This window comes from Knoellia sp. p5-6-4, from assembly GCF_029222705.1.
GTDB lineage: Bacteria > Actinomycetota > Actinomycetes > Actinomycetales > Dermatophilaceae > Pedococcus_A.
This window is the reverse complement of the sequence record NZ_JARGZF010000001.1, coordinates 39,108-52,478: the sequence shown is the minus strand read 5'-3', so window position 1 is coordinate 52,478 and position 13,371 is coordinate 39,108. Positions and strand designations below refer to the sequence as shown.

Annotated in this window: 15 protein-coding genes and 1 tRNA gene; 9 read left to right on the top strand and 7 right to left on the bottom strand. The window is 72.1% G+C overall.

What is annotated here, in order from left to right:
• The 4 genes from P2F65_RS00280 to P2F65_RS00265 all read right to left on the bottom strand — a co-directional run bounded on the left by P2F65_RS00280 (nt 1) and on the right by P2F65_RS00265 (nt 3,646).
• Nucleotides 1-543, bottom strand: coding sequence for a flavodoxin family protein (locus P2F65_RS00280; RefSeq protein WP_275803025.1), 543 nt, complete (start codon nt 541-543; stop codon nt 1-3).
• A gap of 82 nt (nt 544-625) precedes the next feature.
• A complete protein-coding gene (locus P2F65_RS00275; protein WP_275803023.1) occupies nt 626-1,246 on the bottom strand; it encodes a CE1759 family FMN reductase in 621 nt (206 codons plus the stop codon).
• Complete coding sequence (locus P2F65_RS00270; RefSeq protein WP_275803021.1) at nt 1,243-2,385, bottom strand: LLM class flavin-dependent oxidoreductase; 1,143 nt, start codon at nt 2,383-2,385, stop codon at nt 1,243-1,245. The genes P2F65_RS00275 and P2F65_RS00270 overlap by 4 nt, the downstream gene beginning before the upstream one ends.
• A gap of 94 nt (nt 2,386-2,479) precedes the next feature.
• Nucleotides 2,480-3,646: a CapA family protein gene (locus P2F65_RS00265; RefSeq protein ID WP_275803019.1), complete on the bottom strand. Its 1,167-nt coding sequence runs from the start codon at nt 3,644-3,646 to the stop codon at nt 2,480-2,482.
• 36 nt (nt 3,647-3,682) lie between these two features.
• Here P2F65_RS00265 and P2F65_RS00260 point away from each other — a divergent pair, with 36 nt between their 5' ends.
• The 6 genes from P2F65_RS00260 to P2F65_RS00235 all read left to right on the top strand — a co-directional run bounded on the left by P2F65_RS00260 (nt 3,683) and on the right by P2F65_RS00235 (nt 7,356).
• Nucleotides 3,683-4,696, top strand: a complete 1,014-nt coding sequence (locus tag P2F65_RS00260) for a chorismate-binding protein (protein WP_275803017.1) — start codon at nt 3,683-3,685, stop codon at nt 4,694-4,696.
• A complete protein-coding gene (locus P2F65_RS00255; protein ID WP_275803015.1) occupies nt 4,693-5,562 on the top strand; it encodes an aminotransferase class IV in 870 nt (289 codons plus the stop codon). Before P2F65_RS00260 ends, P2F65_RS00255 begins: the two co-directional genes overlap by 4 nt.
• Complete coding sequence (locus tag P2F65_RS00250; RefSeq protein ID WP_275803013.1) at nt 5,559-5,993, top strand: TIGR02611 family protein; 435 nt, start codon at nt 5,559-5,561, stop codon at nt 5,991-5,993. The genes P2F65_RS00255 and P2F65_RS00250 overlap by 4 nt, the downstream gene beginning before the upstream one ends.
• Nucleotides 5,994-6,056: 63 nt before the next feature.
• Nucleotides 6,057-6,133 (top strand) — tRNA-Val (locus P2F65_RS00245).
• Nucleotides 6,134-6,471: 338 nt separating this feature from the next.
• Nucleotides 6,472-6,948: a hypothetical protein gene (locus P2F65_RS00240; RefSeq protein WP_275803011.1), complete on the top strand. Its 477-nt coding sequence runs from the start codon at nt 6,472-6,474 to the stop codon at nt 6,946-6,948.
• A gap of 93 nt (nt 6,949-7,041) precedes the next feature.
• On the top strand, nt 7,042-7,356 hold the full coding sequence (locus P2F65_RS00235; protein ID WP_275803009.1) for a winged helix-turn-helix domain-containing protein: 315 nt from the start codon (nt 7,042-7,044) through the stop codon (nt 7,354-7,356).
• 6 nt (nt 7,357-7,362) lie between these two features.
• Here the strand turns inward: P2F65_RS00235 and P2F65_RS00230 are convergent, their stop codons facing one another.
• From P2F65_RS00230 to P2F65_RS00220, 3 genes are all read right to left on the bottom strand, one after another.
• The gene (locus P2F65_RS00230) at nt 7,363-8,484 is read right to left on the bottom strand and encodes a hypothetical protein (protein ID WP_275803007.1); all 1,122 of its coding nucleotides are present in this window, start codon (nt 8,482-8,484) and stop codon (nt 7,363-7,365) included.
• 85 nt (nt 8,485-8,569) lie between these two features.
• The gene (locus tag P2F65_RS00225; protein ID WP_275803005.1) at nt 8,570-9,535 is read right to left on the bottom strand and encodes a TerC family protein; all 966 of its coding nucleotides are present in this window, start codon (nt 9,533-9,535) and stop codon (nt 8,570-8,572) included.
• A 202-nt stretch (nt 9,536-9,737) separates the two neighbouring features.
• Complete coding sequence (locus P2F65_RS00220; RefSeq protein ID WP_275803003.1) at nt 9,738-10,031, bottom strand: DUF1540 domain-containing protein; 294 nt, start codon at nt 10,029-10,031, stop codon at nt 9,738-9,740.
• Nucleotides 10,032-10,182: 151 nt separating this feature from the next.
• Here P2F65_RS00220 and P2F65_RS00215 point away from each other — a divergent pair, with 151 nt between their 5' ends.
• Genes P2F65_RS00215 through P2F65_RS00205 form a run of 3 tightly spaced genes read left to right on the top strand, consistent with a single transcriptional unit; the run spans nt 10,183 to nt 13,324 of the window.
• Nucleotides 10,183-10,527, top strand: coding sequence for an MOSC N-terminal beta barrel domain-containing protein (locus P2F65_RS00215; protein WP_275803001.1), 345 nt, complete (start codon nt 10,183-10,185; stop codon nt 10,525-10,527).
• A 32-nt stretch (nt 10,528-10,559) separates the two neighbouring features.
• Entirely contained in the window at nt 10,560-12,008 is a 1,449-nt protein-coding gene (locus P2F65_RS00210; RefSeq protein WP_275802999.1) for an FAD-binding oxidoreductase, read from the top strand.
• A complete protein-coding gene (locus tag P2F65_RS00205; protein WP_275802997.1) occupies nt 12,005-13,324 on the top strand; it encodes a cyclopropane-fatty-acyl-phospholipid synthase family protein in 1,320 nt (439 codons plus the stop codon). Before P2F65_RS00210 ends, P2F65_RS00205 begins: the two co-directional genes overlap by 4 nt.
• Nucleotides 13,325-13,371 lie beyond the last annotated feature (47 nt).

Sequence of the window (13,371 nt, the reverse complement as noted above, 5' to 3'; positions counted from 1 at the left end):
TCACCGCCGCCCAGAGCCCGGAGCGGACTCGTCGAGGGCCAGGTGCCGGCCGAGCTCCTCGCCCCACGAGCGGGCCCGCGCCAGCTCGTCGTCGACCAGCGGCCCCGCCTTGCCGTGGACGTAGAAGCTGTGTGGCTGCTCGAACTCTGGGAAGCCCTTGTGCGCCAACCGTTTGCGAGCCTTCTTCGCCGCGGACCCCGGCAGGTGCGGCTTGTCGACGCGGGTGTCGAAGGTGGCGGTGGGGGTGCTGCCGTCGCCGGGCGCGAGGTCCTCGAGCCACTCGCGGATGCCGCGTCCCCTGGAGACCACCTGCCCCGGCGCCTCCCTCTCGGCGTCGGCCCGGGACTCCGGCCGGCTCATCCCGAAGGCGTGGGTCGGCCCTCCCACGACCAGGAGGCCGACGTCGGGCGGGATCGTGTCGGGGGCGTCGGCGACCTCGCGGACGGTGACGGGGCGCGACTCGCCAAGGCCCTCCGCGATCGCCTTGGCCACCGCCTGCGTGTTGCCGAGTACGGACTCGTAGACGACCAGGGCCCGTGTCATGGTGCACCTCCTGCGCAGCGTCCCGTCTGCTCTCGTCCCCATGATGACCGGGGGAGCTGGGCGGGACCGGTGCCGAAGGTCCCTACCCGGACCAGCCCCCGGCGAGCAGGTCCTCGAAGGGGACGGGGTCGCCGAACGGGTCGCGCGGGCCGGGGTCCACCCGGGCCGTGGCGAGCGTGGCCAGCTCGGCGCCGGCGCGCCGGACCCGCGCGGTGAGCCCCTGCTCGGCGCCATCTGCGCCCCAGTCCTCGGAGGCGGCGAAGACGGCCGTGCCGACCGTGACGGCGCCGAGGTGGGTGAACAGCGGCCGGAGTGCGAATTCGAGGACCAGCGAGTGGCGCGCGGTACCGCCGGTGGCCGCCAGCAGCACGGGGGTTCCGCGGAGCACGTCACGCTCGACCACGTCGAAGAAGGTCTTGAACAGGCCGCTGTAGGAGCCCTGGTAGACCGGGGTCACCGCGACAACCGCGTCGGCGGCGGCGAGCGTCGCCAGGGCTTCGCGGACCCCGCCCGTGGGGAACCCGGCGAGCAGCGTGTTGGTGAGGTCGTGCGCGAGCTCGCGCAGGTCGACGACCTCCACCTCGGCCTCGACGCCGCTCTCGAGGAGGGCGTCGATGGTGGCAGTGGCGAGGAGGTCGCCGAGCAGGCGGGTCGACGACGGCTGGCCCAGGCCGGCGCTGACGACGACGACACGGCGCGTCACCGGGCCACCTCCGGGGAGGAGCCGGTGACGTCGTCGATCGCGTGGACGGTCGCGTCCCGCCCCCCGCCCGCCACCGCGACGCGCGAGGCGTGGGTCGGGGCGTCGGGCACGTGGGCAGGCCTGCGGGCGGCCGCGATGCGCCGCAGCTCGGGCACCACCTCGCCCCCGAGCATCTCGAGCTGCTCCATCACGATGGTCAGCGGCAGGCCCGCGTGGTCGATGAGGAACAGCTGGCGCTGGTAGTCGCCGACCTCGTCGGCCATCGCGGCATACCGCTCGATGACCTGCTGCGGGCTGCCGACGGTCAGCGGCGTCTCGCGGGAGAAGTCCTCCAGCGAGGGGCCGTGGCCGTAGACGGGTGCGACGTCGAAGTAGGGCCGGAACTCGCGCACCGCGTCCTGCGAACGGGGGCGCATGAAGACCTGGCCGCCGAGGCCGACGATCGCCTGGTCCGCGCGGCCGTGGCCGTAGTGCTCGAAGCGGCGGCGGTACAGCTGCACCATCTGCTTCGTGTGGCTCATCGGCCAGAAGATGTTGTTGTGGAAGAACCCGTCGCCGTAGTAGGCGGCCTGCTCGGCGATCTCGGGGGAGCGGATCGAGCCGTGCCACACGAACGGAGGCACGCCGTCCAGGGGCCGGGGCGTGGACGTGAAGCCCTGCAGGGGCGTGCGGTGCTTGCCGCTCCAGGTGACGGCCTCCTCGGTCCACAGGCGGCGCAGCAGGGCGTAGTTCTCGACGGCCAGCGGGATGCCGTCGCGGATGTCCTTGCCGAACCACGGGTAGACCGGGCCGGTGTTGCCGCGGCCCATCATGAGGTCGACGCGGCCGTCGGCGAGGTGCTGCAGGTAGGCGTAGTCCTCCGCCAGGCGCACCGGGTCGTTCGTGGTGACCAGCGTGGTCGCGGTCGAGAGGACGATCCGCTCGGTCTGGGCGGCGATGTGGGCCAGCAGCACCGTCGGGTTCGCCGGGGCGGCGAACGGCGGGTTGTGGTGCTCGCCCGTGGCGAACACGTCGAGGCCGACCTCCTCCGCCTTCTTCGCGATGGCGACGGTCGCCTTGATGCGCTCGTGCTCGGTGGGGGTGCGGCCGGTGGTGGGGTCGGGCGTGACGTCGCCGACCGTGAAGATCCCGAACTGCATCACACGCTCTTTCCGTGGCGTCGTAAAAAATTCAACTACCGTGGGAACAGCCTACCCGCCTGCGGCATTCCCGGGGAGTGGCCGGTGCCCGGGATCAGGGCCGCTGGGCGAGCCCGGAGCACGCGGCCGCCTGCTTCCAGACGCCCATGAGGCGCTGTCGGTCGGCGGGTCCGGGCTCACGGGGTATGCCGTCGGCGCCGACGAGCATGGGGGTCCAGCGTGCCTTCGTGACGGCGGACCGCGACGACCGCTGCCCGCGGGCGCGCTCGGCGTCAACGGTGAGGGTGAGCACCCCCGTGCGGGAGTCCGGCTCCCGGCTGCGCCACCAGACGAAGTTGCCCAGCCCGTAGGCGACGTAGGCCCGGCCCAGCCACCCGGCCCCGTTGACCCGGTGGGAGTGCCCGCCGACGACGATGTCGGCGCCCGCAGCCTCGAGCGCCCGCGCGGTCGACGTCGAGAGCCCGTCCTGGCACTGCTGGTAGTCCAGGCCCCAGTGCATGAAGACCACCACGAGGTCGTGGCTGCGTGACGCCTTCTCGACGGCGCGGCGCAGCGGCCCGAGGGGCGCCGCGCTCGCGATGCCGGGGGAGTCCTCGTCGGCCGACCAGCTGGCCAGGGTCATCTCGTAGACCTGCGACGCGCCGAACAGCGCGACCTTCAGGCCCCTGGCCTCGAGGGTCGCCGGTGCGAAGGCCTCGTCCTCGTCGGCGCCGATGCCGACGACCGGCATGGGGCTGGTCCTGCGTGCGGCGAGGGTGTCGCGCAGGCCCACAGCCCCGTAGTCGGCGCCGTGGTTGTTGGCCATGCTGACCGCGTCGACCCCGGCGCCGGCCAGGGTGTCGAGCGCGGACGCGGGGGCCCGGAAGTGGAACTCCTTGCCGATCGGCGCCCCACGCTCGGTGAGCGCGGTCTCGAGGTTGACCACCGCGAGGTCGGCCGCCCCCAGGGTGGTGCGCAGCTCGTCGAGGCCGTGGGCGTCGCGGGCGAGCGGGGCGAGGTACTCCTCGAAGTGCACATCGCCGGCGAAGGCCAGGGTCAGGGTGTCGTCGTCCGGGCCGGTCGCCGTCGCGGACGGGCTGGCCGCCCGCGTGGCGGAGGGCGTGGGCGCCGGGCCGGTCGCCGAGGCGGTGGCGGACGAGGTGCCGGACGGGGCCGGCGTCGTCCTCTCCTGGGTGGGCAGGTTGGCCGCATCGGCGCCACCGGCGCAGCCGGCGGCGAGCAGTGCCACGAGGGCCGCAGCAGTGGTCCCCAGTGCACGCATGGTCGCGCAGTCTAGGGGCGTCCCTATGATCTGCCCGTGTCCCACGCCCGCTTCGGCCCCGTCGTCGCGCGGGAGGTCGTCGAGGTGCGCCGCGACCTGGCCCGGGTCGAGAGCGGGTTCTGGGCCGTGGTGGCCGACTTCGAGGGGGCCGTCACCGCCGTCCGGTTCGCCGACGTCGAGCGCGACGCGCCGCCGGCCCGCCCTGTCCCGTGGGCGCCGCTCGACCGGCAGTGGCACAGCAGCCTGGCCCACGCGGCATACCTCGCCGGTGTCGAAGAGGTGCGCCGACGCATCGCCGCCGGCACCGTCTACCAGGTCAACCTCTGCCGCGTGCTCTCCCACCGCCTCGGCGAGGGGGCCGACCTCGACGGCCTGGCCGGCCTGCTGGCCGCGGGCAACCCCGCGCCGTACGCAGCCCGGGTGCACGTGCCGGAGGCGGGGCTCGACGTCGTCTCTGCCTCGCCGGAGGCCTTCCTGGTGCGCGACGGCGCCCGGCTGGAGTCCCGGCCCATCAAGGGCACGGCGCCGGTGCTCGACGCGATGCTCCCCAAGGACTACGCCGAGAACGTCATGATCGTCGACCTCGTGCGCAACGACCTGCAGCGGGTGTGCCGCCCGGGCAGCGTGCGGGTCGACCACCTGTGCGCCCCGGAGGAGCACCCGGGCCTGGTCCACCTGGTGTCGACCGTCTCGGGGGAGCTGGTCCCGGACACCACCTGGGCCGACGTCTTCGCGGCCACCTTCCCGCCCGGCTCGGTCTCTGGGGCGCCGAAGTCGAGCGCCCTCACCGCCATCGCCGACCTCGAGCGGGGCCCCCGCGGCCCCTACTGCGGGGCGGTGGGCTGGGTCGACGCGGACAACGGCCGCGCGGAACTCGCGGTGGGGATCCGGACGTTCTGGGCAGAGCACGACGAGCAGGGGGAGCGGTGGCTCCGGTTCGGCACCGGTGCCGGCATCACGTGGGGTTCTGACGCGCAGGGCGAGTGGGAGGAGACGGAGCTGAAAGCGGTTCGCCTCATCGGCTTGGCATCTGGGAGGGTTCGGGCATGAGCAGCAGTGCGGTGCCGCAGGTGCGGGTCTGGGTGAACGGGAACCTCGTCGGCCCGGCCGAACCAGCCATCGCCGCGCTCGACCACGGCGTCACCGTCGGCGACGGCGCCTTCGAGACCTGCAAGGTCGACCGCGGCCACGTCTTCGCGCCCACCCGCCACGCCGCTCGCCTCGACCGCACCCTGGCCGGGCTCGGCCTTCCCCCTGCCGACCATGGGTACCTCGCCGAGGGGGTCAAGGCCGTGCTCAGCGCCGGCCAGGCCCTCGACTTCGGGCGGCTGCGGTACTCCGTGACCGGCGGGGCCGGGCCGCTCGGGTCCGACCGCGACACCTCGCCGCTGACCTACATCGTCACCGCCGGCCCGCAGCCGCGCCCTCCGGCCAGCGCCGGGGTGGCCGTGGTGCCGTGGGTCCGCAACGAGCGCAGCCCCGTGGCCGGTCTCAAGACGACTTCCTACGCCGAGAACGTCGTCGCCCTGGCGCACGCCAAGGAGCGCGGCGCGATCGAGGCGCTGTTCGCCAACACCCGCGGCGAGCTCTGCGAGGGCACCGGCAGCAACGTCTTCGTCGTGCGGCACGGCGTGGTCTGGACCCCGCCGCTGGACTCGGGCTGCCTCGCGGGGGTGACCCGCGCCCTCACGGTCGAGTGGTGCCGGGCAGACGGCCTCGAGGTCCGCGAGGAGGCCATGCCGCTGTCGGTGCTCGAGGACTGCGACGAGGTCTTCATCACGAGCTCCACCAAGGACGTCCTGGCCGTCGACCGCGTGGTGGGGCTCGGGTCCGAGCGCGCACTGGAGCCGGGGCCGGTGACGGCGCGGGCCCGCGAGGTCTTCGCGCGCGAGTCCTCCCGGAGGCTGGACCCGTGAGCCGGCAGGAGACGCCGGTGGAGGGCGGCCGACAGGACCGCGACTGGGAGTGGCGCCGCCGCATCCGGTCCAACCCGCACTCGCACCGGATCTACCGGACCGTCATCGGCGTCGTGGGCACCCTCGTCACCGTGGGCGGACTCGTCATGGTCCCGTTCCCGGGCCCCGGCTGGCTCGTGGTCTTCATCGGCATCGGCATCCTGGCCTCGGAGTTCGACTGGGCCAAGCGGCTGCTCGCGTTCGGCCGGGCGAAGCTGCAGGCCTGGAACGACTGGATGCGACCCAAGCCGCTCTGGTTCAAGGGCCTCGCCGCGATTCTCACCGCCGTGCTGGTCGGCGTGATCTTCTACCTGCTCTTCCTCGTGGCGGGTGTGCCGTCGATGCTTCCCGACTTCATCCAGATGCCGCTCCAGCAGCTGCCGGGGCTCTGACCACCCCCGGATTTCGCCTGTGGGACAACCTCCCGCTATCCTTCACGAGCCCGCGAGGGCACTGGACGTGTAGCTCAGTTGGTTAGAGCGTTCGCTTCACACGCGAGAGGCCAGGGGTTCGAGTCCCTTCACGTCCACCACCAGTGGCTGACCGTTCGTAGGGCACTCGGCCGACCGACGGTGACTGAGACGACGTAGCAGGCCCCTCCCGGTTTACGGGGAGGGGCTTTTCGCTGCCCGGCGGTGCAACCGGGCCGTCAGTGCAGATCGCGGGGGTCGTGGGCGCCGACGAGCGGGTCTTGCCGGCGAGGTTGTCGGCGCTGAGCGACCACAGATCAAGGTCATAGTTGCCTGTCTGCACCCGTCAGGTGAGTTGACGGTGACAGCACAGGCCCACCGCGGGCCGCTCGCGGCAACACACCCTCCGAACGGCCACGTGACCCCACCCGGGGAAGGGTCCCGAGCAAAGGAGAGCGTCATGCCAACAGCACACCAGGCCACCACGACCAGCACCTCCCCGGCTCGTGACGGCGCCGCCCAGCAGGCAGGCCGCTTCGGATTCCACGTTCTCGAGATGTGCGTCGTCATGTGCGTCACCCTGGTCCTGCTGGTCCTGGTCGTCCTAGCCGCCTCCACAGTGTTCGACTTCGCCAACCCGGTCAGGAACGCACCGGTGCTGTCCGTGGTCGTGGTCACCGTGGCCCTGGCGTCCTCCATGACGGCGTGGATGCGGTACCGGTCCATGGCGTGGCGACCCACCCTGGAAATGGCTGGCTCAACGGTCGTCGCGGGCGCCCTCATGGTGGCGGGATACACGACCGGCCTTGTCCCGGCATCATCCGAGTTGGTCACCGGGACCTGCGGGCTGGCATGCCTGACCATGATCGGAGCCATGCTGCTTCGCTTCCCGCTCTATGCGTCCCACGGCGGCCACCACTCCGACGCTGAGGCCTGACCCCTAACCCCGGGCCAGAGCGTCGGTTGGCACCCCACCACTGCTGACAGCCGTCGCGCAGGACGACCGGCACCCAGCCGGTATCGTTCTCGCATGGCGGAGTGGACCTTCGTGTCGAACCACGGACACGTGCTCGTCGCCTTGGCCACAGCCCCAGACCTCGTCCTGCGCGAGGTCGCTGCTCGCGTCGGCATCACCGAGCGCGCCGTGCAACAGATCGTGCGAGACCTCGAAGCAGCCGGCTACCTCACCCGGGAGCGCGTCGGGCGTCGCAACCGCTACACGGTGCACGAACACCTGCCGTTCCGCCACCCGCTCGAGGCCGGGGTGGAGGTGGGGACGTTCCTCGACCTCGTCCGCTCGGCCCGCCGGGACAGGGGAGACCGGGCGTACGCCTCCCACGGCTGAGGCCACTCACCGCCGACCTCTGCTCGGCAGCACCAGTGCCACGCGCCCGTGCTCGTGGAGGGCGCCGTCCTCCACGAGCGCCACCTGACCGCCGCGCCGGATGACCTCCTCCACCAGGTCGTCGACCAGGTCGTGGAGGTGCCGCGGGTCGGTCTCGCGGTAGTCCGCCGGTGACAGCGGCACCCCGCCGATACCGCCCGGCACGCTGAAGGACTCCTCGACGACCAGCATGAGCGGACGCGTGCGCCGAGCGGTGTGCCAGGCGGCCTCGATGCCCACCGCCAGGCGTTCCGGCTGCTCGTCGGCCGTGCGCTGGACGAGCGTCAGGGCCTCGGCTTGTCGGGAACGCAGGTACCGCTCGAGGTGGATGGCCGACTTGCGCAGCAGCTCCGGCAGCGTCTGGGCGTGCGCGGTGTCGATCATCCCGGCGAGGCGGTGGCAGTTGCGCGAACGACGTGCGAACAGGTCGACCAGGCGCGGGGTCCCGGCTAGGACGAGGGGCGACGGGAACAGCGCCCGCTGCTGGCCGAGCTCCAGGTCTGTCTCTGCGAGGAACTGGTTGGTGGCGGCGCGAGCCAGCGCATCGAGGTCCTCCGGGTCGTCGACGTCGGGCCCGGAGTCCGGCGCTGGGGCGTGCAGCGTGGCGACAGGTGTGGCCGAGCTGCCCTGCACGCGGTAGATGTGGCCGCACCCAGGATGCAGGCTGACGAGCAGGTGGGGCGGGGTGCGGTGCAGGGCCGCGATGAGCTCCCGGGTGGCGAAGGTCGACTCCAGCACGACGCGGCGCTGGACCGTCTGGGGCAGCGTGAAGCAACGCTGCACCGCCATCGACGCGCAGAGCACCAGGCCACGACCGGTGCGCTGGCCGGAGGCCGTCGCCTCCATCTCCCGCAGCGCTGACACGAGCTGCTCACGGCTCATCAGCCCGGCGTCCCGGAGCATGCGCTCGGCCTGGTCGACCAGGGAGGCCAGCTCGGCCCTGTCAGGGGCGGCCATGTGGTGGGGGGAAGGCGTGGTGGGCAGCACGAGCGTCACGCACGGGAAGCCGCTGGCCGACGCGAGCTCGGCGACGTCGGACCACCGCAGCGCGTGCAGGGTGTCGGTGCGGGAGAGGGTGGGTGCGGTCATCATGTCCGTCCTTCCAGGTGGGGTGGGAGCTGGTGGAAGCCGGTCAGCGCACGTCGCGACCGGACGTCATGACGGGGGCGGCTGGTCAGCCTGGCCCAGGGTGCGAGGACGCCTCCTCCGCTGCCCTGGGTTCGCTCGCACGCGAGACCCGTGTCGCGCGCAGGCTCGCCACGACGGCGACGGTGAGGCAGGTCGCGATGACGGCCAGCGACAGCCCGATGGGCACCTTCCAGACGTCGATGAGCAGCATCTTGGCGCCGACGAAGACGAGGATCGCCGCCAGACCGGCCTTGAGGTGGATGAACCGGTGCATCAGGTCGGCGAGCAGGAAGTACATCGCGCGCAGGCCGAGGATGGCGAAGGCGTTGCTGGCGAAGACCAGGAGCGGCTCCTGGGTGACCGCGAAGATGGCCGGGATGGAGTCGACCGCGAACACGATGTCGGTCGTCTCCACGAGGACGAGCACGGTGAAGAGCGGCGTGGCCACGAGGCGCCCCGCACGGCGCACCCAGAAACGCTGCCCGGCGTACTCGTCCGTGGTCGGCACCAGCCGACGGACCAGGCGCACGGCCGGGTTGCGGCCCGGGTTCATCTGCTCGTTGCGGTGACGGAACATGCGCCACCCGGTGAGGAGCAGGAAGGCCCCGAAGATGTACAGCACCCAGTGGAAGCGGTCCAGCAGGGCGGCGCCACCGGCGATGAACAGCGCCCGGAACACCAGTGCTCCGAGGACGCCGTAGAACAGGACCCGGTGTTGCAGCTCTCGAGGCACCGCGAAGTACGTGAAGATGAGGGCGAAGACGAAGACGTTGTCGACGGCCAGGCTCTTCTCGATGAGGTAGCCCGCGTAGTACTCAGCCCCTGCCTGCGCTCCGTAGGCCCACCAGATGACGGCGCCGAAGCCGAGGCCCAGCGCGACCCAGATTGCTGACCAGACCGCGGCTTCGCGCACCTCCACAACGTGGGCGCGGCGGTGGGCGAAGAGGTCGACGGCCAGCATGGCCAGGATGACGGCGAGGACGGCAGCCCACGCCCAGACGGGAACGCTCATCAGACTCTCCCGTGAACCCGTGGCTCACGGAGGTCTCTCCCGGCCGACCGCGCTCGCGGTCACAGCCAGGCGCCGCCGGGTCCGGTGTCCGACCGGCCGTAGTGACGAACAGCGCCTCGAGGGGGTACTCCCGCTCCGTTACGATCTAGAATTCACGAAGAAGACTTCGCATGTCAAGAGGTTCCTCAGAGCGCCGCGAAGGTCAGGACGTCGCGTAGGTCAGGCACTCCGCACCCGTCGCGCCACCGACGTGGATCGAGGGGGCGGTGCACTCCAACGACTCGTTGTGGACGCACTCCTCGCGCTGGCAGGCCCCGACGTGCGACTCCACCCGGGCGAGGCCGCCCTTGTGGTCGAGCGGGATGAATGTCGCGCAGCTGGCGTGGCTGCGCTCACCGCCGATGGTCACCGCCGCCGCGTGGCAGCCGTCGTGGTTGTAGGAGCAGCCGGCCGCCGTGCACTCGGTCACCGGGGGCAGGTCGAGCAGTGTCGTCATGGCGCGCCTCTCGCTCGCCGAGCCCCACCGGACGGAGCTCGTCCTCCGCCCGACGGTACGCCCGGCCCCACGGGGTGACAACGGGGTCGGACCTGGGGGCAAGGCTCCGGACGACCGGGCAACCCTCGCGGTGCGGGGCTACCGTGAGGCCATGACCGGAGCACTCGTCGCGTCGATCCACATCTACCCGGTCAAGGGCGAGGCCGGGCAGGAGCTCTCGGTGGCCGATGTCGAGACCGAGGGACTCGCCGGGGACCGGCGCAAGCGCGCGCCCGTGCAGCTCGTGGCGGCCGAGGACGTCGACGAGGACACCCGGGCGAACTTCATCGTGACCATGACGGGGGAGGCACTGCAGCAGGCGGTGGGCTCGACCCTGCGCCTCGGCGTCGTCGAGCTCGAGGTGGACGCCGTGCCGGGCGGGTGCCCGGGCGTCTACGCCCGCGTGCGGACACCGGGCAAGGTCAGCGTCGGCGACCCAGTCGAGGTAATCGGGTGACGCAGGACGCCGCCCCGGCCTAGCCTGCGAGTGTGCCTGACCGCCTGACGTCAGAGCCGGGGGGAGCCGTCACCAGCAGATCGGGAGCCCCCCAGCAGCACGCTGCCGCGGTGCAGCGGCTGGTCGCCAGCTACCGCTCGATCCCGCCGTCCGCCCCTGTGCGGCTGGCCAAGAGGACCTCCAACCTCTTCCGCGCCCGAGCCCGCACGGGCGCCCCCGGCCTCGACGTCAGTGGGCTCGCGGACGTGATCAGCATCGACACCGAGGCGCGCACGGCCGACGTCGCCGGGATGTGCACCTACGAGGACCTCGTCGCCGCAACCCTTCCCCACGGACTCGTCCCCCTCGTGGTGCCCCAGCTGAAGACGATCACGCTGGGCGGGGCGGTCACCGGCCTGGGCATCGAGTCGACCTCGTTCCGCAACGGCCTGCCCCACGAGTCCGTGCTGGAGATGGACATCCTCACCGGCGCCGGCGAGGTGGTCACCGCCAGGCCGGGCGGCGATCACGACGACCTCTGGCGCGGTTTCCCGAACTCCTACGGAACGCTCGGGTACGCGACCCGGCTGCGGATCGAGCTCGAGCCGGTGCTGCGTTTCGTGGCCCTGCGGCACCTGCGGTTCCACAGCATCGAGGCCCTCGTCGAGGTGCTCGAGCGGGTCGTCCGCGAGGGCACCCACGAGGGTGAGGACGTCGACTACCTCGACGGCGTGGTCTTCAGCGCCACCGAGGCCTACCTGACGCTGGGCCGGCGCACCGACGAGCCGGGCCCGGTCAGCGACTACACGGGACAGCACATCTACTACCGCTCGCTCCAGCACGACGCCCCCGAGCCGAGGCGCGACCGGCTGACCACTCACGACTACCTGTGGCGCTGGGACACCGACTGGTTCTGGTGCAGCCGTGCGTTCGGGGCGCAGAACCCGGCCCTGCGCCGGCTGTGGCCGCGGCGGTGGCGACGCAGCAGCGTCTACTGGAAGCTCGTCTCGCTCGACCGGCGCTGGTCCCTCCTCGACCGGCTCGACGCGAGGCGCGGACGGCACCCGCACGAGCGGGTCGTGCAGGACGTCGAGGTGCCGGTGGGGGAGTGCGCGGCCTTCCTGCACTGGTTCCTCCGGGAGATCCCGATCGAGCCGATCTGGCTGTGCCCGCTGCGCGTCCGCGAGCACGGGCCCGTCAGGCCGGCGCCCGGGTCCCGGCCCTGGCCGCTGTACCCGCTGCGGACGGGCGAGACCTACGTCAACCTCGGCTTCTGGTCGAGCGTGCCGGCCACGCCCGGGCAGCCGGGGGCGGTCAACCATCTCATCGAGGGCGAGGTCACGGCCCGGCACGGCCACAAGTCGCTGTACTCCGACGCCTACTACGACCCCGCCGAGTTCGACCGGCTCTACGGCGGCGACGCCTATCGCTCGCTCAAGGAGCGGTACGACCCCGACAGCAGGCTCCTGGACCTCTACTCCAAGGCGGTGAGACGCAGATGACCGTGCTCAAGCAGACCCCACAGCCCCATCAGCAGCCGAGGACGGCAGACACCCGGATGACCATGGCCGAGGTGATCGAGGCCGTCGTCGACGGTCCGATGCACCTGCGCTTCACCGCGTTCGACGGCTCTTCTGCAGGGCCGTCCGACTCGGACATCGGGCTGCACCTGCGCACGCCCCGCGGGGCCGCGTACATCGCCACGGCGCCGGGGGACCTCGGTCTTGCGCGGGCCTACGTCTCGGGTGACCTCGACATCGAGGGCGCCCACCCGGGCGACCCCTACCCGGTGCTGGCAGCGCTCGGCAGCATGCGCTTCCACCTGCCGGCCCCTCGCATCCTCGGCACCATCGCCCGCAGCCTGGGCTCCGGGCTGCTGCACCCGCCGCCCCCGCCGCCGCAGGAGGCCGTCCCGCGCTGGCGCCGGGTCGCGGACGGCCTGCGTCACTCGAGGTCGCGCGACGCGGAGGCGATCCACCACCACTACGACGTCTCGAACGCCTTCTACGAGAAGGTCCTCGGCCCGTCGATGACCTACACGTGCGCCTGCTACCCGCACGAAGGAGCCACGCTCGAGGAGGCCCAGGAGAACAAGTACCGCCTCGTGTTCGAGAAGCTGCGCCTCAAGGAGGGCGACCGCCTGCTCGACATCGGTTGCGGCTGGGGCGGGATGGTGCGGTATGCCGCGCGGCGCGGGGTGCGCGTCATCGGCGCCACCCTCTCGCGCGAGCAGGCCTCGTGGGCGCAGCGCGCCATCGAGGCCGAGGGTCTCGCCGACCTCGCCGAGGTGCGTCACAGCGACTACCGCGACCTGACGGAGGGCGGCTTCGACGCCGTGTCGTCGGTCGGGCTCACCGAGCACATCGGCGTGCGGAACTACCCGACGTACTTCCGCAGCATCAGGGACCGTCTGCGCGACGGTGGGTTGCTGCTGAACCACTGCATCACCCGGCCCGTGAACCGGCGCACCTCCACCGGCGCGTTCATCGACCGCTACGTGTTCCCCGACGGGGAGCTGACCGGGTCCGGGACGATCATCGCGGCCATGCAGGACGTCGGCCTCGAGGTCCGCCACGAGGAGAACCTGCGCGAGCACTACGCGCTGACCCTGGCCGGCTGGTGCCGCAACCTCGCCGACGAGTGGGAGGGCTGCGTCGCCGAGGTCGGTGAGGCCACGGCACGGGTGTGGGGCCTGTACATGGCCGGCTCGCGCTACAGCTTCGAGACCAACGGCGTCCAGCTGCACCAGGTGCTGGCCGTCAGGCCCGACCCGCGTGGTGGGTCCGCGCTGCCGCTTCGGCCGTGGTGGGATGGCTGAATGGAGCAGCGACTGAGCCTCGTCACCCTCGGCGTGGCCGACCTCGA

Bases quoted from the DNA above. Each gene is read 5' to 3' on its own strand.
- P2F65_RS00280 (WP_275803025.1), bottom strand. From the start codon at position 543: ATGACACGGGCCCTGGTCGTCTACGAGTCCGTACTCGGCAACACGCAG.
- P2F65_RS00270 (WP_275803021.1), bottom strand. From the start codon at position 2,385: ATGCAGTTCGGGATCTTCACGGTCGGCGACGTCACGCCCGACCCCACC.
- P2F65_RS00265 (WP_275803019.1), bottom strand. From the start codon at position 3,646: ATGCGTGCACTGGGGACCACTGCTGCGGCCCTCGTGGCACTGCTCGCC.
- P2F65_RS00255 (WP_275803015.1), top strand. From the start codon at position 4,693: ATGAGCAGCAGTGCGGTGCCGCAGGTGCGGGTCTGGGTGAACGGGAAC.
- P2F65_RS00240 (WP_275803011.1), top strand. From the start codon at position 6,472: ATGCCAACAGCACACCAGGCCACCACGACCAGCACCTCCCCGGCTCGT.
- P2F65_RS00235 (WP_275803009.1), top strand. From the start codon at position 7,042: ATGGCGGAGTGGACCTTCGTGTCGAACCACGGACACGTGCTCGTCGCC.
- P2F65_RS00230 (WP_275803007.1), bottom strand. From the start codon at position 8,484: ATGACCGCACCCACCCTCTCCCGCACCGACACCCTGCACGCGCTGCGG.
- P2F65_RS00225 (WP_275803005.1), bottom strand. From the start codon at position 9,535: ATGAGCGTTCCCGTCTGGGCGTGGGCTGCCGTCCTCGCCGTCATCCTG.
- P2F65_RS00220 (WP_275803003.1), bottom strand. From the start codon at position 10,031: ATGACGACACTGCTCGACCTGCCCCCGGTGACCGAGTGCACGGCGGCC.
- P2F65_RS00215 (WP_275803001.1), top strand. From the start codon at position 10,183: ATGACCGGAGCACTCGTCGCGTCGATCCACATCTACCCGGTCAAGGGC.
- P2F65_RS00205 (WP_275802997.1), top strand. From the start codon at position 12,005: ATGACCGTGCTCAAGCAGACCCCACAGCCCCATCAGCAGCCGAGGACG.